The organism is Lentzea sp. NPDC054927 (genome assembly GCF_053610285.1).
The window spans coordinates 53,310-75,138 of the sequence record NZ_JBSGXZ010000024.1; the positions used below are offsets into that span (position 1 = coordinate 53,310).

Annotated in this window: 22 protein-coding genes; 13 read left to right on the forward strand and 9 right to left on the reverse strand. The window is 68.3% G+C overall.

Annotated elements, in window-relative coordinates; genetic code table 11:
- Nucleotides 1–4: 4 nt before the first annotated feature.
- On the reverse strand, nucleotides 5–1,285 hold the full coding sequence (locus tag ACWGE0_RS27475; RefSeq protein ID WP_452263773.1) for an ABC transporter substrate-binding protein: 1,281 nt from the start codon (nucleotides 1,283–1,285) through the stop codon (nucleotides 5–7).
- A gap of 164 nt (nucleotides 1,286–1,449) precedes the next feature.
- On the opposite strand from ACWGE0_RS27475, the gene ACWGE0_RS27480 reads away from it, so the two are divergent.
- From ACWGE0_RS27480 to ACWGE0_RS27505, 6 genes are all read left to right on the forward strand, one after another.
- A complete protein-coding gene (locus ACWGE0_RS27480; protein ID WP_319964660.1) occupies nucleotides 1,450–2,238 on the forward strand; it encodes an IclR family transcriptional regulator in 789 nt (262 codons plus the stop codon).
- A 46-nt stretch (nucleotides 2,239–2,284) separates the two neighbouring features.
- A complete protein-coding gene (locus tag ACWGE0_RS27485) occupies nucleotides 2,285–3,112 on the forward strand; it encodes an NAD-dependent epimerase/dehydratase family protein (RefSeq protein ID WP_452263774.1) in 828 nt (275 codons plus the stop codon).
- Nucleotides 3,109–4,614, forward strand: coding sequence for an aldehyde dehydrogenase (NADP(+)) (locus ACWGE0_RS27490; protein ID WP_452263775.1), 1,506 nt, complete (start codon nucleotides 3,109–3,111; stop codon nucleotides 4,612–4,614). The genes ACWGE0_RS27485 and ACWGE0_RS27490 overlap by 4 nt, the downstream gene beginning before the upstream one ends.
- Before the next feature lie 174 nt (nucleotides 4,615–4,788).
- Nucleotides 4,789–5,286, forward strand: coding sequence for a class I SAM-dependent methyltransferase (locus ACWGE0_RS27495; protein ID WP_452263776.1), 498 nt, complete (start codon nucleotides 4,789–4,791; stop codon nucleotides 5,284–5,286).
- A gap of 51 nt (nucleotides 5,287–5,337) precedes the next feature.
- Complete coding sequence (locus ACWGE0_RS27500) at nucleotides 5,338–5,706, forward strand: heavy metal-responsive transcriptional regulator (protein ID WP_452263777.1); 369 nt, start codon at nucleotides 5,338–5,340, stop codon at nucleotides 5,704–5,706.
- Nucleotides 5,707–5,919: 213 nt separating this feature from the next.
- Entirely contained in the window at nucleotides 5,920–6,732 is an 813-nt protein-coding gene (locus ACWGE0_RS27505; RefSeq protein ID WP_452263778.1) for a radical SAM/SPASM domain-containing protein, read from the forward strand.
- Here the strand turns inward: ACWGE0_RS27505 and cpt are convergent.
- Entirely contained in the window at nucleotides 6,729–7,277 is a 549-nt protein-coding gene (gene cpt, locus ACWGE0_RS27510) for a chloramphenicol phosphotransferase CPT (protein WP_452263779.1), read from the reverse strand. The two genes, ACWGE0_RS27505 and cpt, sit on opposite strands and share 4 nt — an antisense overlap.
- Nucleotides 7,278–7,304: 27 nt before the next feature.
- Nucleotides 7,305–8,624 (reverse strand): NAD(P)-binding domain-containing protein, encoded by a 1,320-nt coding sequence (locus ACWGE0_RS27515; protein WP_452263780.1) that lies wholly within the window; start codon nucleotides 8,622–8,624, stop codon nucleotides 7,305–7,307.
- 99 nt (nucleotides 8,625–8,723) lie between these two features.
- Between ACWGE0_RS27515 and ACWGE0_RS27520 the strand changes: the two genes are divergently transcribed.
- The 6 genes from ACWGE0_RS27520 (at nucleotide 8,724) to ACWGE0_RS27545 (ending at nucleotide 13,748) form a co-directional block, all read left to right on the forward strand.
- Nucleotides 8,724–9,692 carry an ATP-binding cassette domain-containing protein gene (locus ACWGE0_RS27520; RefSeq protein ID WP_452263781.1) on the forward strand — a complete coding sequence of 323 codons (969 nt, stop codon included), beginning with the start codon at nucleotides 8,724–8,726 and terminating at the stop codon, nucleotides 9,690–9,692.
- Nucleotides 9,689–10,489: an ABC transporter permease gene (locus tag ACWGE0_RS27525; RefSeq protein WP_452263782.1), complete on the forward strand. Its 801-nt coding sequence runs from the start codon at nucleotides 9,689–9,691 to the stop codon at nucleotides 10,487–10,489. The genes ACWGE0_RS27520 and ACWGE0_RS27525 overlap by 4 nt, the downstream gene beginning before the upstream one ends.
- Before the next feature lie 48 nt (nucleotides 10,490–10,537).
- Nucleotides 10,538–11,248: a hypothetical protein gene (locus ACWGE0_RS27530; RefSeq protein WP_452263783.1), complete on the forward strand. Its 711-nt coding sequence runs from the start codon at nucleotides 10,538–10,540 to the stop codon at nucleotides 11,246–11,248.
- Nucleotides 11,249–11,258: 10 nt separating this feature from the next.
- Nucleotides 11,259–12,437, forward strand: a complete 1,179-nt coding sequence (locus ACWGE0_RS27535; RefSeq protein ID WP_452263784.1) for an RtcB family protein — start codon at nucleotides 11,259–11,261, stop codon at nucleotides 12,435–12,437.
- A gap of 68 nt (nucleotides 12,438–12,505) precedes the next feature.
- Complete coding sequence (locus ACWGE0_RS27540) at nucleotides 12,506–13,096, forward strand: hypothetical protein (RefSeq protein ID WP_452263785.1); 591 nt, start codon at nucleotides 12,506–12,508, stop codon at nucleotides 13,094–13,096.
- Nucleotides 13,089–13,748 (forward strand): hypothetical protein, encoded by a 660-nt coding sequence (locus tag ACWGE0_RS27545; RefSeq protein ID WP_452263786.1) that lies wholly within the window; start codon nucleotides 13,089–13,091, stop codon nucleotides 13,746–13,748. The genes ACWGE0_RS27540 and ACWGE0_RS27545 overlap by 8 nt, the downstream gene beginning before the upstream one ends.
- Nucleotides 13,749–13,835: 87 nt before the next feature.
- On the opposite strand, the gene ACWGE0_RS27550 is transcribed toward ACWGE0_RS27545, so the two are convergent.
- From ACWGE0_RS27550 to ACWGE0_RS27570, 5 genes are all read right to left on the reverse strand, one after another.
- Nucleotides 13,836–14,177, reverse strand: a complete 342-nt coding sequence (locus tag ACWGE0_RS27550) for a hypothetical protein (RefSeq protein ID WP_452263787.1) — start codon at nucleotides 14,175–14,177, stop codon at nucleotides 13,836–13,838.
- A 362-nt stretch (nucleotides 14,178–14,539) separates the two neighbouring features.
- Nucleotides 14,540–15,307, reverse strand: a complete 768-nt coding sequence (locus tag ACWGE0_RS27555) for a GntR family transcriptional regulator (RefSeq protein WP_452263788.1) — start codon at nucleotides 15,305–15,307, stop codon at nucleotides 14,540–14,542.
- A 31-nt stretch (nucleotides 15,308–15,338) separates the two neighbouring features.
- Nucleotides 15,339–16,172: a glutamate ABC transporter substrate-binding protein gene (locus ACWGE0_RS27560; RefSeq protein WP_452263789.1), complete on the reverse strand. Its 834-nt coding sequence runs from the start codon at nucleotides 16,170–16,172 to the stop codon at nucleotides 15,339–15,341.
- A 146-nt stretch (nucleotides 16,173–16,318) separates the two neighbouring features.
- On the reverse strand, nucleotides 16,319–18,964 hold the full coding sequence (locus ACWGE0_RS27565) for a bifunctional acetate--CoA ligase family protein/GNAT family N-acetyltransferase (protein ID WP_452263790.1): 2,646 nt from the start codon (nucleotides 18,962–18,964) through the stop codon (nucleotides 16,319–16,321).
- Between the two features lie 5 nt (nucleotides 18,965–18,969).
- Nucleotides 18,970–20,142, reverse strand: a complete 1,173-nt coding sequence (locus tag ACWGE0_RS27570) for an acetoin utilization protein AcuC (protein WP_452263791.1) — start codon at nucleotides 20,140–20,142, stop codon at nucleotides 18,970–18,972.
- A gap of 156 nt (nucleotides 20,143–20,298) precedes the next feature.
- Between ACWGE0_RS27570 and ACWGE0_RS27575 the strand changes: the two genes are divergently transcribed.
- Nucleotides 20,299–20,901 (forward strand): hypothetical protein, encoded by a 603-nt coding sequence (locus tag ACWGE0_RS27575; protein WP_452263792.1) that lies wholly within the window; start codon nucleotides 20,299–20,301, stop codon nucleotides 20,899–20,901.
- Nucleotides 20,902–20,932: 31 nt separating this feature from the next.
- Here the strand turns inward: ACWGE0_RS27575 and ACWGE0_RS27580 are convergent, their stop codons facing one another.
- On the reverse strand, nucleotides 20,933–21,784 hold the full coding sequence (locus ACWGE0_RS27580; protein ID WP_452263793.1) for a sulfurtransferase: 852 nt from the start codon (nucleotides 21,782–21,784) through the stop codon (nucleotides 20,933–20,935).
- Nucleotides 21,785–21,829 lie beyond the last annotated feature (45 nt).

Sequence of the window (21,829 nt, forward strand, 5' to 3'; positions counted from 1 at the left end):
GCCGTCACTGCGACGCCTTCTGGTTCTCGAGCTCCTTCTTCAACGCGTCCGCGAGGGACTTCAGTTCGGCCGAGGAGTCAGCCGGGCACTTCGCGAAGATGGAGTTGAGCGTCTCGGAGGTCTTCTGCCGGAAGGGTGCGAAGTTCGGCACGCTCGGGAACGGCCGCGCCTCACTCTGGTACACGCCGGCCACAGTCGCCCAGCGCGGGTCCTTGTAGGTGGCGTTGACGTCGACCGTCTTGTTGACGGGGAGGCGGACGACCGGCTGCGGGTCACCCTTCATGCCTGCCTGCTGCGCCTCTGCCGTGATCAGGTACTCGGCGAGCTTCTTCTGGTCGGCGGTCTTCGCGGAGCCGGCCATCTGGTAGATGTTCTCGCCCTCGCCGAGCACCGTGGCGCCGGCCGGGCCGCGCGGGGACGCGATGACCTCGTACTTGTCCTTGCCGACCGACTTGTCGAAGCGGCCGATCATGTACGGGCCGGTGAGGTAGATGCCGCTCTTGCCCGACTCGAACAGCGGGTGCGCGTCGTTGGTGCCCAGCGTCAGCGAGCCCGGCTGCATGACCTTCTCTTCACAGAAGAGCTTGCGCAGCCGTTCGATCGCCTTGGTCGACTCCGGCGAGTCGATGCCGACGGAGAACTTGCCGCCGCCCTCTTCCTCGAGGATGTCGCCGCCGCCCTGCCAGATGTAGCTGGCCGCCCACCACGCGAGGTAGCCGCGGTCGGTCGTGCCCGGCACGAGCATGCCGTAGGTGTCGTTCTGCCCGTTGCCGTCGGGGTCGTTGCGGGTGAAGGCCTTCGCGAGGTCGTCGAGCTCTTCCCACGTCGTCGGGACCGGCTTGCCGAGCTTCTCGCGCCAGTCCTTGCGGATCAGCGTGACCATCGCCTGGGTGGAGTACGGAATGGCGTAGAACTTGCCGTCCGCGCCCTTCCCGTTGTTCCACGCGCGGTCGACGATGTCGCCGCCGCCCGCGACGTCCTCGCGGCTGACCTCGGTCGTCCAGCCCTGCTTGACGAAGTTGCCGAGCGAGCCGGTGTCGGTGATGACGACGTCGGGGAGGTCCTTCGACGCGGCGCGCTGCTGCACCTGCTTGTCGAAGTCGTTGAAGATCGGCTTGTAGTCGACCTGCACACCGGTCTTCTCGGTGAACGACTTGAAGATCTTCTCGTAGACCTTCGCGGTTGCCTCGGTAGAGCGGGTCCACACCTCCAGAGGCTTGTTCGGGTCCTTGGACGACGTCGCCGTGTTGCCACTGCTGCCACAACCTGCGAGCAGCGCTGCCACGCCAAGCGTGGCGATGGTTGTGGCTGTTCTACGGCGCATCGTCGGAGCCCTTCGTGTTCATATATGTGAACGGGGGTCGTACTTGTGAACCTGGTGCAGGACTGTAAGAATCAGCACAGCGACGTGTCAAGGGCATGTTGCGTACGGGTTTCGAAGGAGGCCAGGTGGCGTCGCCGATCGACAAGGGCACAGCTCGTCCGGGCGCAGTAAAGTCCGCGGACCGAACGGTGGAGCTGCTCGAAGTGCTCTCCGCGTCGGACCGCCGGCTGACGCTGACGGAGCTGCACCGAGAGCTCAGCTACCCGAAGTCGAGCCTCTACATGCTGCTGCAGACGCTGGTCGCGCGCGGCTGGGTGGAGGTCGACTCGGACCGGGGCACGTACGGCATCGGCGTGCGCGCGCTGCTCGTCGGTACGTCCTATCTGGACCACGACCCGGTGGTGCGCGCGGCGATCCGCGTGATGGAACAGGTCCGGCAGGACATCAACGAGACCGTGCACCTTGCCCGTTTGGACGGCGCGGACGTCGTCTACCTGGCGAGCCGCGAGTCCGAGCACCACCTGCGCGTCGTCTCGCGCGTCGGCCGCCGGCTGCCCGCGCACTCGACGTCGCTGGGCAAAGCCGTGCTCTCGACGCGCACGCCGGAGGACGTCGACCTGATCCTCCCCGCGGAACTGGCACCTCTGACCCCGAACACCGTGATCGATCGGGCGGCGCTGCACGAGCAGCTCGCCGGGTTCCGGAATGTCGGATATGCCCACGAACGCGAGGAGAACACTCCTGGGCTGGGCTGCTTCGCGGTCGCGTTGCCCTACCGAAACCCCGTTCTGGACGCTATGAGTTGTTCGGTTCCACTGGGCAGACTGGACCCCGAGCACGAGCGGCAGGTCATCGCCGCTCTGCTGGACGCCGCCCGGACGATCACCGAGCTTCTCCGCCAGTTCGGTCGCTGACACGAGTACTGCCGAGACATCTGCACAAGACGGAGGGGTCCAACCCGTGACCGCACGCATCCTGATCACCGGCGCCGGTGGTGGGGTGGGGACGCTCATGCGTTCCCGTCTCGCCGCGGAAGGCCGTGCCCTGCGGCTGCTGGACATCGCGGAGCTACCCGCGGCCGCTGACGGCGAGAACGTCGAGCTGGTCCAGGCGACGGTGACCGACATGGCCGCGATGGAAGCCGCGATGAAGGACGTCGACGCCGTGATCCACCTCGGCGGCCACAGCCTCGAGGAGGCGTGGGACAAGATCCTCAGCGTCAACATCGACGGCACGCACACCGTGCTGGAGGCCGCGCGGCGTGCTGGAGTGCGCCGGGTGATCCTGGCCAGCTCCAACCACGCCGTGGGCTACGTCGAGCGCGCCGACGGCGAGGCCGGTGACTACGTCTTCCCGCGCCCGGACACCTACTACGGAGTGTCCAAGGTGGCGCTGGAGGCGTTGGGGTCGCTGTACGCCGACCGCTACGGCATGGACGTGATCGCGATCCGCATCGGTTCGTGCTTCGAGAAGCCGCGTGACGTGCGGATGCTGTCGACGTGGATGTCACCGGACGACGGCGCGCGCCTGTTCGAGGCGTGCCTTTCCGTCGCCTCGCCGGGGTTCCGGATCGTGTGGGGCGTTTCGAACAACAAGCGCGGCTGGTTCTCGCTGGACGAGGCCCGCGCGATCGGTTACGAGCCGCAGGACGACTCGGAGGAGTTCGCCGCCGAGGTGCTGGAGAAGCACGGCGGTGAGCTCGACCCCTCGTCGTACGCGGCGAAGTACGTGGGCGGGGCCTGGTGCGGCCCCGATTTCGACACGGCAGTCAAGGAGGCAGGGCGTTGAGCCACGTCGTTCAGGGATACAACCCGCGCACCGGTGAGCCGTTCGGCGAACCGGTTGCGAAGACCCCCGACAGCGAGGTGGACCGGATCGCTTCCGCCGCGGCTGTCGCGTTCTCCGCTTGGTCGGTGGTTCCGGCGGCGGACCGCGCTGTCGTGCTGGAGAAGGTCGCGGACGCGCTGGACGCCGAGTCCTCGTTGCTCGTGGAGACCGCGGACGGCGAGACGGCTCTCGGCGTGCCCCGGCTGACGACGGAGCTGAAGCGCACCACGAACCAGCTGCGGCTGTTCGCGGAGGTGTTGCGCGAGGGCAGCTACGTCGAGGCCACTTTGGACACGGCGAACCCGGACATCATCCCGCCGCGCCCCGTGCTGCGGCGTGTGCTCCGTCCTCTTGGGACGGTCGCGGTGTTCTCCGCGTCGAACTTCCCGTTCGCGTTCTCGGTGGCCGGTGGCGACACGGCTTCCGCGCTGGCGTCCGGTTGTTCCGTTGTGGTGAAGGCACATTCGGCGCACCCGTCGACTTCTCGTGAGACCGCGCGGGTCGTCGTGGACGCTCTGCGCGAAGCCGGTGCGCCCGAAGGTGTGTTCGGCATCGTGTTCGGCACCGAGTCCGGTGTCGCGCTGGTGAAGCACCCGGCGGTGCGCGCGGTCGGCTTCACCGGGTCGACCGGTGGCGGGCGGGCGTTGTTCGACCTGGCGCAGGGCCGGCCGGACCCGATCCCGTTCTACGGCGAGCTGGGCAGCGTGAACCCGACGGTGATCCTGCCGGGTGCGGCCGCTCGTGAGGACATCGCCGCGGGGTTCGCGGCGTCGCTGACGATGGGTGTCGGGCAGTTCTGCACGAACCCCGGTCTGGTGTTCACGCCCGAGTCGCTGGTGCCCGCGCTGGGTGAGGCCGTCGCGGCGACCGCCGGTGGCGCGATGCTGAACGAGCGGATGTGCGACTCCTACAAGGCTTCGACGGACGCGCTGGCCGCATCGGACCTGGTGTCCGTCGTGTCGTCGGGCACGCGCCCGGACGAGGCGTGGGCCGTGGCGCCGCGGCTGTTCAGCGTGCCGGTGTCGGTGTTCGAGGAGAACCTCGAGAAGCTGACCGAGGAGCATTTCGGCCCGGCCGCGCTGGCCGTGACGTACTCCTCGCCGGCGGAACTGCACTCGGTGCTGGCGAAGCTGCCGGGCACGCTGACCGGCACGGTGCACGCGGAGACGTCGGACCACGCGGAGGCCGGTGAGATCGCCGAGATCCTGCGGCACGTCGCGGGTCGCATCATCTTCAACGCGTGGCCGACCGGTGTCGCGGTGGCGTGGGGCCAGCACCACGGTGGCCCGTGGCCGTCGACGACGAACCCGCTGCACACGTCGGTGGGTGCCACGTCGATCCGCCGGTGGATCGCTCCGGTGACCTACCAGTCGTGGCCGGACGCGTTGCTGCCCGCGGAGTTGCAGGACGCGAACCCGTTGGGCATCCCGCGCCGCATCGACGGTGTGCTGGGCGTGCACTGAGTTTCTTCGGACGGGGTCTCTTCGGCCGTGTTCTCCGCGGGGCTGCTGACGGTAACGTCAGTGGCCCCGCTTTTCGTTGGGAGGCCTTGCGATGGTCGGTCGTCGTGCTTACGACTTCATGTACCGGACCTGGGCGCCGTGGGAAGGCGGACCCCGCGACGAGCTGATGGGCTGGTGACGTCGGGGAGGATCGCGCCGGGACGCGCGATCGATCTCGGCTGCGGCAGCGGGGCGAACTCGATCTTCCTCGCGGAACACGGCTTCGACGTGACGGGTGTGGACTACTCCCCCGTGGGCCTGGAGAAGGCTCGGCGCGCGACGCCACCGTCGTTGTCGATCTCGTGGTTGCCGGGGGATCTGACCGCTACCTCGATTCCCGGTGTCTCCGGGACGTTCGACCTGCTCGTGGACTACAGCGTGCTGGACGACATGAGCGGGCCCGCGATGGAGGCGATGGCGGCGACGGTGCTGAGGCTGTCGCATCCCGGTTCGGTGTTCGTGATGTGGTGCTTCTACGACGAGGTTTCGTGGTGGAAGCGTCGTGGCGGGCGGTTCCCCGGACTTGCCGTGGGTGCCGAGCAACGGTTGTTCGGATCGTCGTTCGACATCGAGCGGTTGCCGGAGCCCGCGGTCGGCAGCGGCTACGCCTGTTTCGTGATGACCCGAGCTTGAGCCCTGCTTCTCTTGACATTGGAGTGCGCTCACAGGTTTAGCGTGGGGCACATGAGAGTCGCCGAGCTCGCACGGCAGGTCGGGGTCCGGCCTGACACGGTCCGGTACTACGAACGCGCGGGCCTGCTCGCGCCGCCGCCGCGCACGTCGTCGGGGTACCGGCAGTACCCGTCGTCGGCCGCGGACCGGATCCTGTTCATCCGCGACTGTCAGCGCCTCGGCCTGACGTTGCGGGAGATCTCGTCGTTGCTCGCCGTCCGCGACACCGGCGAGTGCCCGTGCGAGCCGGCCGAGGAGCTGCTGCACCGGCACATCGACGAGATCGACGCCGAGATGGCCCGGCTCGCGCGACTCCGCTCGGAACTGGTGGGCATGGTCGGTACCGACTGCCCACCGTGGTGCCCGCCGGAGGGGAGGTGAACGGGATGGACGACTGCTGCACGAGTTGCGACTGCTGCTGACCGACGAATTATCAGTCGATTGACACCAATCCGGCGTGGCGCCCGCCGGATTCGTGTCCGGGACATGTCATCAGCCCGACATCAGACAGATGTTTGAATGAATTCGACAGCTCCTTTCTCGACTCGCCGGGGCAAGATGGTTGTCGCACGGCGACGTCCAGGGGAGCGGGACATGACCGACCTGCGTTTCGCATGGCTCGAGATCACCGGAAAATGCCAGCTGAGTTGCACGCACTGCTACGCGGACTCCGGGCCGCGTGGCACACAGGGCGTGATGAGGCCGCCGGATTGGTTGCGGGTCGTCGACCACGTAGCCGAACTCGGGGCGCACTCGGTTCAGTTCATCGGCGGCGAACCGACATCACATCCCGATTTACCGGAGTTCGTGGACCGCGCACTCGGCGCCGGTCTCGCGGTCGAGATCTTCAGCAATCTCGTGCACATAGGCCCGCGCCTGTGGGACACCTTCTCCCGTCCCGGCGTGCGCCTGGCCACGTCCTACTACTCCGACACCGCGTCCCAGCACGACGCCATCACACGCCGCCGCGGCAGCCACGCCCGCACCAGAGCCAACATCGCCGAGGCCCTGCACCGCGACATCCCGCTGCGCGCCGGTGTCATCGACGTCAGCACGTCCAACCACATCGGCCAGCAGCGCACCCGCGCCGCACGGGACGAACTCGTCCAGCTCGGTGTCCCCCACGTCGGCGTCGACAACCTGCGCGGCGTCGGCCGGGGCGCAAACGCTTCACCTGCCGCTGACCAGCTGTGCGGCCGCTGCGGTCACGGCGCCGTGGCCATCTCCTCCACGGGCGAGGTCTGGCCGTGCGTGTTCGCCCGCTGGATCTCGCTGGGCAACATAGTGGACACGGATCTTCGAACGATCCTGTCGACCGCACCCTCGAGTGGGCCTGCCGTCACCGGCCCGTCCTGCTGGCCTCAAGGCGGCGGTTCCTGCGCCCCGAACGACCCACCCCGCGCCTAGATCCTCGCGGCGATCACCCTGGCGCACTCGATCGCCTCATACCGCGCGCTGTCGACCTCGACGTCGTACGTCATCCCCCGGTGCACCAGATCGGCCTGCACCTCGGCCATCCCGGCGACCCGATCGCCACGCGCAAGCTCCCGGCCGGCCGCGACGGCGGCGTCACACCGCACCCCGACCCACACCACGCCGAGCCCGTCCAGCACCTTCTCCCACCGCTGCCGCGACTCGATCCCGCCCAGGAACACGTCGTCCACGATCACCCGCGCCCCAGCGCGCACCATCGCAGCGACCCCGGCCATCCACGCGTCCTCGAGCATCCGGAACTCGCCCCCGACGGTGACGTCCCCGTCGTCGGAGAACCCGATGCCCTCAGCCCCGAGCCGCAACCTCGCGGGCATCACGTCGATCAACGTGTCGACCCCGATCGCCAGCCAAGCCTCGGGCAGCACGGCCTGCAGACACCGCGCGATCCCCGACTTGCCGGAGCTGGACCCACCGTTGAGAACGATCACCTGAGCACTCGCCGCCACCGCACCACTCACCGCCCGACCGTACCCACGTCACCCGTCTCAGCGGCGGGCCGCACCCGCCCGGCGTTCCTCCCGCAGCTCCCGCTGGTACCCGAGGAAGTCGACCTCCAGCGTGTGCCGCTTCGACTTCACGTACCGGCTCCGCAGCGACTGCCGGTAAGCCGTGATCTCCGCCTTCATCTCCGGCACGGGAGGCAGCGCGGCTCGCCCGGACACCAGATCGGCGATCCACTCGGCCTGGGCCTCGGCCAGCGGCATGATCGCCCCCAGAGGCTGGATCAACCCGAGGAAATACAGCCCGGGATGCTCCGGATCCACGACCCGCCGGTACAGCGACACCTCGTTGTCCGGAGAGGACACCGAGGGGAACGAGGCGGAGTCCAGGAACGGGAAGTCGACCTTGTAGCCGGTGCAGTAGACGATGACGTCCACGTCCTCACGGCTGCCGTCGGCGAACACCACGCCGGTGCCGTCCAGCCGGGCGACGTTCGGCTTCACCGTGATGTCGCCGTGCCCGAGCCGGGTCAGCAGGTCGTCCGACACCGTCGGGTGCGCGGCCAGGATCCCGTGCGACGGCTCGGGCAGCCCGTAGTCGGAGAGCTTGCCCCGCGCCAGCCGCAGCATCGCCCGCACGGACAGGGCCTGCAGCCACGCCGGCGCGAACCGGGCGAGCGGCGAGGTCGTCAGGTGATCGGTCGGCATCCCGAACAGGTACTTGGGCATGATGTGCGCGCCCCGCCGCATCGCCAGAAACGTCCGGGCGGAGACCCGGGACGACTCGACCGCGATGTCGCACGCCGAATTCCCGATACCGAGAACCAGCACCTTCTTGTCCGCGAATCGCTCCGGCGTCTTGTAGAAGTGCGCGTGCAGCTCCTCGCCGTCGAACGAACCAGGAAACGCGGGTTCCGGCATCCGCGGCGACCAGTGATGGCCGTTCGCGACGATGACCGAGCCGTACGACGACGAAACTTCCGAACCCGTGTCGCGATCGCGCGTGGTGACCGAATAGCCATCAGAAGTGGCCGAAACCGAGACGACCTCGGTCCGGAACCGGATGCGGTCGCGGAAGCCGTGGTGCTTCACGAAGTCGTCGAAGTACTCGGCGATCTGGAAGTGCGAGGGGTAGGCCGGAAGGCTCGCGGACATCGGGAAGGACTTGAACTCCATCATCTGCCGCGAGGTGTTGATGTGCAGCGACCGATACGCGGAGGACATGCCGTTGTCGTTGAGGTAGCGCCAGTTGCCGCCGATCTCGGATCCGGACTCGAAGCAGTCGTACTCGATGCCGCGGGCACCGAGCACCTGACATGCGGCGATGCCGGAAGAGCCTGCCCCGATGACGCACACGCGGTCCATGGGGCTGAAGTATTTTCACGTTCAGACCCGCTGTCAATCACCCGATCCAAGTACGGTAAATCGGACGAAATTGTCAGACCGGTTCGTCATGATGCCCGCATGACAGACGCGATCGTGGCCGAGGGCCTGGTCAAACGCTACGGGTCGGTCGTCGCACTCAACGGCCTGAACCTCAAGGTGCCCGAGGGCACCATCATGGGTCTGCTCGGTCCCAACGGCGCGGGCAAGACGACGGCGGTGCGGGTGTTCACCACTCTGCTCGAGGCCGACGAGGGATCCGCACGCGTCGCCGGGCTCGACGTCCGCAAGCAGGCGAACGAACTGCGCAAGTGCATCGGCCTCTCCGGCCAGTACGCCGCGGTCGACGACAACCTGACGGGGTTCGAGAACCTCGACATGGTCGGCCGTCTCTACCACCTCGGGCGCGCCAGAAGCCGTGAACGCGCCCGCGAACTGCTCACGCGGTTCGACCTCGAGGACGCCGCCGACCGCCCCGTGAAGGGCTACTCCGGCGGCATGCGCCGAAGGCTCGACCTCGCGGGCGCGCTCGTCGCGAAGCCGAGCGTCCTGTTCCTCGACGAACCCACCACGGGCCTCGATCCGCGGTCCCGCCTCGGCATGTGGGACGTCATCGAGGAACTCGTCAAAGGCGGCACGACCGTTCTCCTCACCACCCAGTACCTCGAGGAAGCCGACCGCCTCGCCGACCAGATCGCGGTGATCGACCAGGGCAAGGTGATCGCCGAAGGCACCGCCGACCAGCTGAAGGAACAGGTGGGCGGCGAGCGGCTCGAACTCTCCGTCGCCACCACGGCCGAACTCGCCACCTCCAAGGAAGCGCTGGCCGACCTCGCCGTCGGTGCCATGGAGTCCGACGAACGCCAGCACCACCTCACCGTGCCGGTCGCCGGCGGGTCCGGGGTGCTGATGGAGGCGATCAGGCGGCTGGACGGCGAGTCGGTGAAGGTGCTCGACATCGGGCTGCGCAGGCCGACGCTCGACGACGTGTTCCTGGCCCTGACCGGCCACCACGCGGACAACGACTCAGCGGGGGACGACGAGAAGTGAAGCTGCTGCAAGCGCTTGCCGACGGCGCGGTCGTCGCCAAGCGCAACCTGATCAAGATCAAGCGCGTGCCGGACCTGCTGGTGTTCTCGACCGCGGCGCCGATCATGTTCGTGCTGCTGTTCGCCTACGTGTTCGGCGGCTCGATCGAGATCCCCGGCATGGACTACCGCGAGTTCCTGATGGCCGGCATCTTCGCGCAGACCGTGCTGTTCGGCGCCACCATCACCGGCAGCGGCCTGGCGGAGGACATGACCAAGGGCATCATCGACCGGTTCCGCTCGCTGCCGATGGCCCGCTCGGCCGTCCTGGTCGGCCGCACGACGTCCGACCTGGTCAACAACGCGCTGGTGATCGTCATCATGATGATCACCGGCCTGATCGTCGGCTGGCGCATCCACTCGTCGCCGCTGGAGGCGCTCGCGGCGGTCGCGATCCTGCTGCTCTTCGCCTACGCGTTCTCGTGGGCGATGGCGTGGATCGGGCTGCTGGTGCGCAGTCCCGAGGTGTTCAACAACGCCAGCTTCATCTTCATCTTCCCGATCACCTACATCGCGAACACGTTCGTGCAGTCGGAAAGGCTGCCGTCCGGGCTGCGGCACATCGCGGAGTGGAACCCGGTGTCGGCGGTGACGCTCGCCGCGCGCGAACTCTTCGGCAACACCTCGCCGTTGCAGACGCCGCCGGACGTCTGGCCGTTGCAGCACCCGGTGCTCGCGTCACTCGGCTGGGTCGCGATCTTCCTGCTGGTCTTCGTGCCGCTGGCCAACTACCAGTACAAGCGCGCCGTGGCCCGCTGAGTGGAACGGGGTATGCCCCGCGCACCCTGGGCCAATACGTTGTGCCCCATGAGAAAGCTCCTCGTGGCAGTCACGTCGGTACTGGCGATCACGGTCTCCTCGGGCACGGCGGCGGGCGCACCGCTGCCGTGCCCGGAGATCTTCGCGACGAACAACACCGCGATCATCACCGACCCCGATGATCCGCGCCTGCAGGACAAGCTGGTGAAGTTCGACCGCGAGGTCCGCGGCATCGTGCACGCCAACGGCGGCGTCACCACCCGCTCCACGCTGCTCGACGGCGTGTTCTGGTCCAGCGATCTGCAGCAGACGACGTTCGAACGCTCGCGCAAGTTCGACGTCACCCTCAACGAGAACAGCCTGCGGCACACGGCTTCGACGATCAGCAAGCAGTTCCGCCAGGAGTCGGTGCTCACGTTCCGCTTCCTGCCGGCGAACTCGCCGAAGGTCGACGCCGTCCAGGTCGAGATCGACGGCATCACCGCGAAGCAGGTCCGCGAAGGTCTGCTCGGGGACGCGGTCGCGCGCGAGAAGCTCGGCGGCGGCAGCGTCACGTTGCAGCACAAGGCGATCCTCATCGCGGACGTCAACGACCTCCCGACGGTGCGCGCGTTCGTCACGAACATCGGCGGCGACATGAGCAAGGCCAAGGTGCGCAAGGGGGCGTGGGAGTTCGTGTCAGCAGTCGACGTGACAGGTGACGTGACAGGTGACGTGACGACTGAAACTCCTTTGTGGATCAACCAGAACGCCGCCTAACCTCGTGTCCATGGCAGCAACTGTGGTCCGCGGCCAGAACGTGGACATCCGAATGTGGACTCGGCCCGACGAGGTCGAGGAGTTCGCCATGCAACAGCTCCAGAACATCTCCGCGCTGCCGTGGGCGGTGAAGCACATCGCGGTCATGCCCGACGTGCACTACGGAAAGGGTGCCACGGTGGGGTCGGTGATCGCGTTGCGCGACGCCGTCTCCCCCGCGGCCGTCGGCGTGGACATCGGCTGCGGCATGACCGCCGTGCGCACCTCGCTCACGGCGAGCGACCTGCCGGAGACGCTGCGTGGGCTGCGGTCGCGCATGGAGGCCGTGGTTCCCGTCGGTTTCGGTCAGCACAAGGCGACCGCTTTCACCGAAAGGGACGCGTCCGACTGGGCGCCGTTCTGGAGGCGGTTCGACGACCTGACGCCTGTGGTGAAGGCGCGCGCCGACAAGGCGATGCACCAGATGGGCACGCTCGGCGGCGGCAACCACTTCCTCGAGGTCTGCCTGGACTCCGACCAGCGCGTGTGGGTCATGCTGCACTCCGGGTCGCGTGGCATCGGCAACGAGCTGGCGCAGCACCACATCTCGGTGGCGCGCAAGCTCGCGCACAACGCCGAGCTGCCGGACCCGGACCTCGCCGTGTTCCTCGCGGGCACGCCGGAGATGGCGGCATACCGTCACGATCTGTACTGGGCTCAGGACTACGCGCGACGCAACCGCGCGGTCATGCTGCGCCTGGTCTGCGACGTGCTGCGCGCCGACTTCCCGCAGATCCGGTTCGAGGAGCCGATCTCGTGTCACCACAACTACGTCTCCGAGGAGAACCACTTCGGCGAGGACGTGCTGGTGACCCGCAAGGGCGCGATCCGGGCCGGGCGCGGTGAGCTGGGCATCATCCCCGGCTCGATGGGCACGGGTTCGTACATCGTCCGCGGGCTCGGCAACCCGGACTCGTTCGAGTCGGCGTCGCACGGTGCCGGCCGGAGGATGTCGCGCAACAAGGCCCGCAAGACGTTCACCACGCAGGATCTCGCCGACCAGACAAGTGGCGTCGAGTGCCGCAAGGACTCCGGCGTGGTGGACGAGATTCCGGGCGCCTACAAGGACATCGACACCGTGATGGCGAACCAGTCCGACCTGGTCGAGGTCGTCGCCAAGCTCAAGCAGGTGGTTTGTATCAAGGGTTGATGTTTCCCTTTCGTGCACATGGGAAGCCTCCGGACAGCAGAGATACTTGCCTGTCTTGGAGGTTTTCCATGTCAACGGGCGCCATCATCGGCCTGGTGGTCGCGGTTCTCGTGGTGCTGGTGGTCCTCGCCTTCGTGCTGAGGCCCGCCATGCAGCGCAAGAAGTTGCGCGACCGGTTCGGCCCTGAATACGACCGCGCGGTCTCTGACAGTGACAGCAGAACGGCCGCGGAGAAGGAGCTCGCCGAGCGGGAGCACCGCCACAGCGAGTTCGACCTGAAGCCGCTTTCTGCTACGGCACAGGAAAGTTACCGCCGGCACTGGGCGAACGTGCAAGCGAAGTTCGTCGATTCGCCGGACAGCGCGATCGCGGACGCCGACCGGCTGGTGACCGACCTGATGGCCGAGCGCGGCTACCCCACCGAGGGTTACGAGGCGCAGCTGAGTGTGCTGTCGGTGGAACACGCACAAACCCTTGAGCACTACCGCAAGGCGCACGACATCTCCGAACGTCAGGAGATCGGCGAGGCGAGCACCGAGGATTTGCGCACCGCGATGGTGCACTACCGCGAGCTGTTCACCGACCTGCTCGAACACGGTGCCGGTCCGCGCAAGGACAAGGACCGTGAGGCCGTGCGGAAGGAGAAGACGGATGTCTGAGGCACCCACCCACTCGGGGGTTCCGACGCCCACCCCGGCGCGACCCCAGCAGAACCCGCAGCAGACCGAACGCACCGCTCAGGCCGAGCGCCAGACGGAGCGTGAGGCAGAGCGCACCGCGCAGGCGGAGCGGCATGCAGAAGGCCGCACAGACCGCCCAGAAGACCGAACCGCAGACCGAACTGCAGACCGCGCTGCGCAGACCGAACAGCGCACGCAGCACACGGACCGCATGCCGCAGCAGCAGTCACAGCGCAGCGAGCAGCAGCGTGCCGACGCCCAGCGCTCCGAAGAGCAGCGCACGGAAGCACAGCGCACGGATCAGCAGCGCAACGAGTCGCAGCGCACCGAAACCTCGCGCTCCGAAACGCCGCGCTCTGAAACGCCGCGGTCCGAACAGCGCGTTGAGCAGCGGCCGTCCAGCAAGCTCGAAGACGAGTGGCAGGCCGTGCAGTACGAGTTCGTCGACGACCCGAAGGCGGCTGTTCGCAAGGCGGACGGTCTCGTGACGAAGGCGCTGGAGGAACTCACCTCTCGCCACCGCTCCCTCACCAAGCAGCTCGAGGGAAACGGTGATCCACAGACCGAGGACCTGCGACTGGCTCTCCACCGCTATCGGGAACTGTTCAAGTCGCTCGTTGCCGTCAAATAGGTGTTGAAGCCCCGGCGTCGTGGCCGTAACAGGCGACGGCGCCGGCAGGCATTCCACCACTGGTTGGCCACCCCTGGCCGGCAACCTCTAGCTGGGAAGCTCGCGAATCTCCATCTCCAGCACGTCGATCTCGTCGCTGATGGCCTCGTCGAGCATGTCGTCCAGCAACTTGCGGCACTCCGCCGATCCGCATCGCGGCAGTCCCGCGCCGAACCTCGGCACCTGCTCCCACCACACCGCCGGGTTGTTCCAGAACGACCCGGAACCCTGGTCGACGCCTTCGAGGCAACGCAGCTTCTGATCGCTCTCCGGAAGAGCTCGCACGAACTCGATGAACAACGCGAGTGCGTCGGGATTGCTGACCGGGACCGCACCGTAACCGCGCAGGCAGTCTTCGAGTTCTGCGAGGAACTCCGACTTGAAGGACACGGCACACCCCCGCTCCTCCGCACCTTTGCGGACGTACTGAGTTCGTAGCATCAACAGTACCTCCGCGACTTGAGCGGGAAACGAGTGCGAACGGGCGGTATCTTCCTGTGCCCGCACCGGAACCGGTGACCCGCAGTCACTTCACCAGCTGGCCATCTGCCCTCGTGCGAGCCGGGATGGCGAACGTCAGCCTCCCGGACGCGCGAGGGAAGTCACGCACAGTGCACAGCCTCTCAAAACGCTGTCACCGCCACTGGCGAGCAGGACGAATCCGTTGGGGCCCGAAAGGAATTCCTTTTCCCTCACCGTTCCATCCATATTGGACGGTAAAGCGGTTGTTGCCGCTTTTGACTCGGAAAGGCCTATCGGTCCGCGTGCAGCCTCGCCACGAAGCTGAATCGATCGCCGCGGTACAGCGATCGGGCGCGTTCGATCGGGTGGCCCTCGACGTCGTAGGAGACGCGGTGCAGCAACAGCATCGGCAGCGCGGGGTTCGTGCCGATCAGCAACGCCTCGCGGGGTGTGGCGAGCACCGTCTCGACGCGTTCCTCTGCCTCGGCGAAACGCACGCCGAGCCGTTCGGTGAGGCACGCGTAGAGCGATCCGGCGGGGTCGAGCTTCTCCAGCAGGCCGGGGAAGCGGCCAAGACTCAGGTACGTCGACTCGAGGCCGATGCGCTCGTCGTCGGCGAGCAGGACGCGTTCGAGGTGCACGACCGGGTCGCCGGGTTCGATCATCAGGTCGCGGGCGAGGCCGTCGTCGGCGCCGATCTCCTCGACGGTGATCACGGTGCGGTTCGGCTCGACGCCCTGACGACGCATGCCCTCGGTGTAGCTGACCAGCGACAACGGCTGGACGAGCTTCGGCGGCGCGACGAACGTGCCACTGCCCTGGCGGCGGATGAGCAGGCCTTCGAGCACCAGTTCGCTGACGGCCTGGCGGAGCGTGACGCGCGAGACGGAGAACCGTTCGGCGAGCTCGCGTTCGGACGGCAGGACGGTACCTTCACCGAGGGTCTCGACGAGGTCGAAGAGCTCGGCCTTGACCGCGTAGTAGCGCGGGACTCGGCCGTGTTCGGGAATGCCCGCGCGAACGGGTCGATCAGCGCGGTGCGGCGGGACGCGGTTCACGTGGCGTGAGCCTACGTCACGCCCCGTGTGATCAGGGCGCGAGCTTCGGCGGGTCGGGGATCTTGTAGCCGGAAGATCCGATGTTCGTCTCCAGCGACTTGCGCCAGGCACCCGTGTCGATCATCTTCTGCAGCGCTTTCTGGACCTTGGCCTTGCTGTTGGGGTCGTCGCGGTGCAGGCCGACGCCGTACTCCTCCTTGCTGAACGGGTCGCCGACGACCCGCAGGAGCTCGGGGTTCTGGGCGGCGTACCCGGCGAGCAGCACGTCGTCGGTCGTGACGGCGTCGACGTTGTTGGCCAGCAGCGCGGTGACGCAGTCGCTGAACTTGGCGTACTCGACCAGGTTCACGTCCTTGGCGAACTGCTCCTTGACGTACGCGGCGGACGTGGAGCCCGCGGTGGAGCACAGGCGCAGGCTCGCGTTGAGCGACTTGGGGCCGTCGATGCGGGTCTCGTTCATGCGCACCAGCAGGTCCTGGCCGGCGACGAAGTACGGGCCGACGAAGTCGACGATCTCCTTGCGCTTGTCCGTGATCGAGTAGGTGGACACGACCATGTCGGCCTCACCGCTGGTCAGGAGCGTTTCCCGGTTGCCGGGCTGCGCTTCCTTCCAGGTGATGTTCTGCTCGTCGACGCCCAGTTCGTTCGCGATGAACTTGGCGACGTCGACGTCGAAACCGCGGTAGCTGCCGTCGAGCCTGCGCACCGCCATGCCCGGCTGGTCGAACGACACGGCGACGATCATGCGGTCGTCCGAGCTGACCTTGCCGACCATGGTGGACTTGTCGCCACCGGCGCACGAGGCAAGCAGCAGCACGGCCGCACATGTGGTCGCCACCAGGCGGAGCAGCGCTCTCGGCGTCATTCGTCCCTCTTACAGCGTCGATCAACGGGCATGCGCCGATGCACCTCAGGCAACGTTGCTCGGCGATGCCGGAAACCTAGGCGGCGATTGGGCGCATGTCCATACCTCGGAGTGAATGAGACAACGGAATCGTTGCGGTGAACCGATCACCGCAGGCGGCGTGGACCCGCGTCGTGCAGGGACGGGGGCGGACCGACGACAATCCGCGCGCTGCTGACGAAAGCCCCTGCGGCAGAAGCAAGAACGGGTTCGAGCTTCAGCGAACGCACCTCCGGAAGGTCCTCCGCCAATGCCGCCAAACGGAGTACCAGTTCCTGAAGTGCTTTCAGGTCCGCGGGTTCGTCGCCGCGGTAACCGGTGAGCAGCGGCGCGGCTTTAGGTGCCGCAACGAGTTCCGCCGCGTCGGTGTCGGTGAGGGGTACCGCCCGGTAGGCGCGGTCGCCGAGGAGGTCGCTGACCAGACCCGACAGTCCGAACCAGACCAGCGTGCCGAAGCTCGGGTCGTCCTGCAGGCCGAGCACGCAGCTGACTCCCTTGGGCGCCATGCGTTGCACGTACACGCCCGGTTTGCCGCTCAACGCCGCGAGATCGTGGTATGCCGCCTTGACCGATTCTTCCTGCGCGATGTCGAGCCTGACGCCGACGAGATCGGTGCGGTGGCGGAGGCGTTCGCTGGTGGCCTTCATCGCGACGGGGTAGCCGAGCTCGCCGGCGGCCTCCGCCGCCTCCTCCTCGGTGTGGGCGATGCGGAACGGGACCACGTCGATGCCGTAGCACTTCAGGAGTTCGACGGCGGTGTGGTCGTCGAGCCGTTGTTCGGCCTGCGGGTTGTCCACAATGGACCGTGCCCTGTCGACGTCGATGCCGTCCGGGCGCGTGAAGTTGCCCTGGGGCGCGGCGCGCCAGCGGGCGTAGCGGACGGCGCGGGCCAGTGCGAGAACAGCGCGTTCGGGGCTGGAGTAGCTGGGGATCGAACCTTTCCCCGGCATTTTGAGCTCCTCAGGAATGCCCTCGACCGCGAGGAACGTCGAGACGATCGGCTTCGTGCGGTGCGCGGCTTCTTTGAGCGCGCGGGCGTAGGCGGCACCGGGGACCGCGATCGGTGGCACGAACACGACGACGAGGGCGTCGGTGTCGGCGCGGTCCAGGGCTTCTTCGACCGCCTTGGCGAACTCCTCCGGCGTGGCCTGGGCGCCGACGTCGACGGGGTCGCCCGCGAGTTCGAGGTCCTGGGCGAGCAACGTGTCGGCGGCGAGCAGGCCGATGGCGGTGGAGTTGCCGACGACGGCGACGCGCTTGCCCTTGGGCAGCGGCTGGTGCGCGAGCAGGAGCGCGGTGTCGAACAGCTGGTCCAGCGAGTCGACCCTGATCACGCCGGCCTGCTCGAACAGCGCCTGGACGCTCGCCTCGTCAACCTTCGCGGCGGTGGCGGCGAGTCCGGGGACTACGGCGTGCCGGCCGGACTTGACCGCGACGATGGGCTTGGTGCGGCCGAGGCGTCTGGCGAGCCGCGCGAACTTGCGCGGGTTGCCGAACGACTCCAGGTAGAGCAGGACGACGTCGGTGGAGGGGTCGGTCTCCCAGTACTGCAGCAGGTCGTTGCCGGAGACGTCGGCGCGGTTGCCCGCCGAGACGAACGTGGACAGGCCGAGGCCCCAGCCGGCGGCATTGGCGAGGATGGCCGTGCCGAGGGCACCTGACTGGCAGAAGAAGCCCGTGCGGCCCCGTGCGGGGAGTTTCGGGGCGAGGCTCGCGTTCAGGCGGACCTTGGGGTCGAGGTTGATCACGCCGAGTGCGTTCGGGCCGACGACGCGCATGCCGTGCGCTCTCGCTTCGGCCGCGAGCCTGCGTTCGGCTGACAGACCGTCCGGGCCTGTCTCACCGTAGCCGGAGCTGACGACGACGAGCGCCTTCACGCCCTTCGCGAGGCACGCGTCCATGACCTCGTCGACGCTGGCCGCGGGCACGGCGACGACGGCGAGGTCGACGTCGTCGGGGATGTCGAGCACGGTCGGGTACGCCCGGACGCCCCGCACGGCGCGATGTTCGGCGTTGACCGGGTAGACGGGGCCGTTGAAGTCGGCTTCGAGGAGGTTCTTGAGGACCGCGTGCCCGATCTTGGTCGGGTCGGTGGAGGCCCCGATGACCGCGACGGACCGGGGATGCAGCAGGTTGTGCACGCTGCGGGCCTCGGCGGCCTGCTCGCGGGCCCTGGCGACGGCGACGGACTCCTCGGTGGGGTCGATCGCGAACTCCAGGTGCAGCACGCCCTCCTCGAACGCCCTGCTGACCTGGTAGCCGGCGTCGCGGAACACCCGGACCATCTGCCCGTTCTCGGCCAGCACCTCGGCCTCGAACCGCGTCAGCCCGACCTCCCTGGCGGCCGCAGCGAGGTGCTCGAGCAGGATGCTGCCCAGCCCGCGCCCCTGGTGCCCGTCCTCGACGACGAACGCGACCTCGGCGCTGTCCCCGCGGTGGTCGCCGCCGTGCAGCCGGTCGAACCTGCCGACAGCCACGATGTGGTCGCCGAGCAACGCGATGAGCGCGACCCGGTCGTGGTGGTCGACGGTGCTGAACCGCTCGAGGTCCCGCTGCGGGATCCGCGGGTAGGGCCCGAAGTAGCGGAAGTACCGCGTCCGCTCGGACAGCCTGCCGTGGAACTCCCTGAGCTTCTCGCCGTCGTCCGGCGTGATCGGCCGCAGGTGGACGGTGCCGCCGTCGCTGAGGACGACATCCGCCTCCCACTGCCGGGGGAAGTCGAACGGATCGCTGACCGCGGCACTGTCTGGCACTTGTGTCAGTCCCTGGGATCGTCGGGATCGAGTCCATGCAACGGGAACACCGCTCGGCGCGTCTCACGGATCGCCTTGTCCACCGGCTCCTCCGTGTCGCCGCCCCACGGCTGGTGTCCAGGGTCGCACCCATCCGTCATGGACGCAGGCAAAGGCCAGTCAGGTGCGATGCGTGTCGCATGCGCCACCCAGTCCGCGGGCAACGACCGGTTCGGGTCGACGTCGCGGTCGAGCACCGTCGCCAGCAGATGCGTCCACGACCGCGGCACGACCCTGAGCAGCTCGTACCCGCCACCGCCCAGCGCGAGCCACTTGAACCCGTGCTCGTTCACCAGCTCCCGGAACGCCTGGTAGATCGCCCGATGCCCGTCCACGCTCAGCGCGAGGTCCGCCAGCGGGTCCTCCTTGTGCGTGTCCACACCGCACTGCGTGACCAGCACCTGAGGCCTGAACGCCTTGAGCAACGACGGCACCGTCGCGTGAAACGCCCGCATCCACCCGCCGTCCCGCGTCCCCGCCGGCAACGCGACGTTGACCGCGCTCCCCTCGGCTCCGGCGCCCCCGACCTCGCCGGCCCACCCGGTGCCCGGCCACAGACTCATCGGGTGCTGGTGCAACGAGACCGTCAGCACCCGCGGGTCGTCCCAGAACGCCGTCTGCACCCCGTCCCCGTGGTGCACATCGACATCGACGTACGCGATGCGCTCCACCCCGCTGCGCAACAACCACTCAATGGCCACCGCACAGTCGTTGTAGACGCAGAACCCGGCCGCGCTGTCCGGCATCGCGTGGTGCAACCCACCCGCGATGTTGACCGCCCGATCCGCCTCACCCGAGGCGATGGCCCGCGCCGCCGCCAGCGACCCGCCCACCACCAACGCGGACGCCTCGTGCATCCGCTCGAACACGGGGTTGTCCGGCGTCCCCAGCCCGTGCCCGACATCCCACCCGGCCGTGGGCGCCGCCTGCACAGCGCTCAAATACCCCGGCCGGTGCACCAGCTCGATCTCCTCGTCGCTGGCCGCCGCGGGCACCCGCATCTCCACGCCCTCGAGCACCCCGAGCGCCGTCGCGAGCCGGACCGTCAGGTCGAGCCGAACAGGATTGAGCGGATGGTCGCCACCGAGGTCGTACCCGAGGAAGGACCTGTCCCAGACAACCGCGGCTGGCTTACCCATGACCTGCAACCTACCGACCGATCGGCCCAACCGGCGATCACGATCGCCCGCCACCGGCCCGCCACCCGTGCCCACCGCCCGAACGCCGCCTACAGTCCCCACTCGCCGGGCCCCCGAACCCGGAACCGATCTCACCGGACAGGGGTCAGAGGCGACATGAACCTGCGACCAGCGGCCATCCTCCTCGCACTGGGCCTGACCCTCGCCGCCGTCACAGGCTGCAGCGAACAGGTCAGGGGCACCGCGACCGCCGACGCCAACGCGGCCCCGGAACCAGCCGACCCCACCTCGACCTCGAAGAAGCCACCCGCCAGCACCCCGGCCAGCAAGCCGGCGGACCCCACCGCCCCGAAACAGGGCGATGTGAAGATCACCACCAAGAAGAAGGCCGCGGGCCTCGAAACCTGCGGCGTCCTCAAAGCCGCGGACGTCGAAGCCGCGATCGGCGGCAAGTCCTCGGCGGACGGTGGCTGCATCCAGACCACCACCGGCCCGTCCGCCCTCGTCACCCAGATGGTCACGGTCCCCGACGTGGTGGATCAGGAAGGCGAGAAGAAGCAGATCGAGATCGGTGGCAACACCGCGTGGCAGGTCGGCGCGTCCAAGGAGGACTGCCAGGTCACCGTCATGCTGACCGACGACCCGGACGTCATCACCTCGGCCTTCTCCGTGAACGTCGTGGCCATCGACGACCTGGACGCCTGCGCCGCCGCCCTCAAACTCGCCACCGCGGGCTTCAACCGCATCCCCAACGCCTGACCGCCGGCCGCTCGCCCAGCCAGGCCGGCTCTCAGCCGCCGGTGGCGACCTCCCGGTCCAACGCACACCAGTTGGACCACGACCCGGCGTACAGCGCCGCCGGCTTCTCGGCCGACGTGATCCCCGCGACCTCCAACGCCAGCACGACGGACGAAGCAGTCACGCCGGACCCGCAGTAAGCACCGACAGCCACGTCACCCGACACCCCGAGCTCGCCGAACCGCGCGGCCAGCTCAGCCCCGCCGAGCCATCGGCCGTCCGCACCGACATGCCCGGTCGTCGGCGCGTTGAGTGCACCCGGCACGTGCCCGGCCTTGGGATCCACCGGCTCGGTCTCCCCGCGATACCGCGCCGCGGCCCGCGCGTCGAGCAGCACGCCCTCCTGAGCGAGCGCCGCGGCCCCGTCCGCGTCCAGCACCGGCATCTGCCCGGCCCGCACCACCACGTCCCCGGCGGCGTCACCCGTCAGAGGCGCGGGCACCTCCGCGCTCACCGGCAGCCCGGCCGCCTCCCACGCGGCGAACCCGCCGTCCAGCACCGCGACGTCGGCATGGCCGGCCCACCGCAGCAGCCACCACACCCGCGCGGCAACCGAGCCGTCCCCCGCGTCATACGCGACTACCTGGCCGCCCTCGCGCACACCCGCACGGCGCAGCACCTCCTGCAACCGCTCCGGATCCGGCAGCGGATGGCGGCCACCGGCACCGGGTGGCGCGGACAGCTCGGTGTCCAGATCCACGTACACCGCGCCGGGCACGTGGCTGACCTCGTAGTCTTGGCGTCCAGGTGGTCCGCCGAGACGCCACCGGACGTCCAGCACAACGGTGGCCGGCTGCGCACTCAGCGCATCGGAGAGGACCTCAGGAGTGATCAAGGGATGCACGGCTCACATCCTGCACCCGCGTGGACACCTGTGTCCCCCGGCACG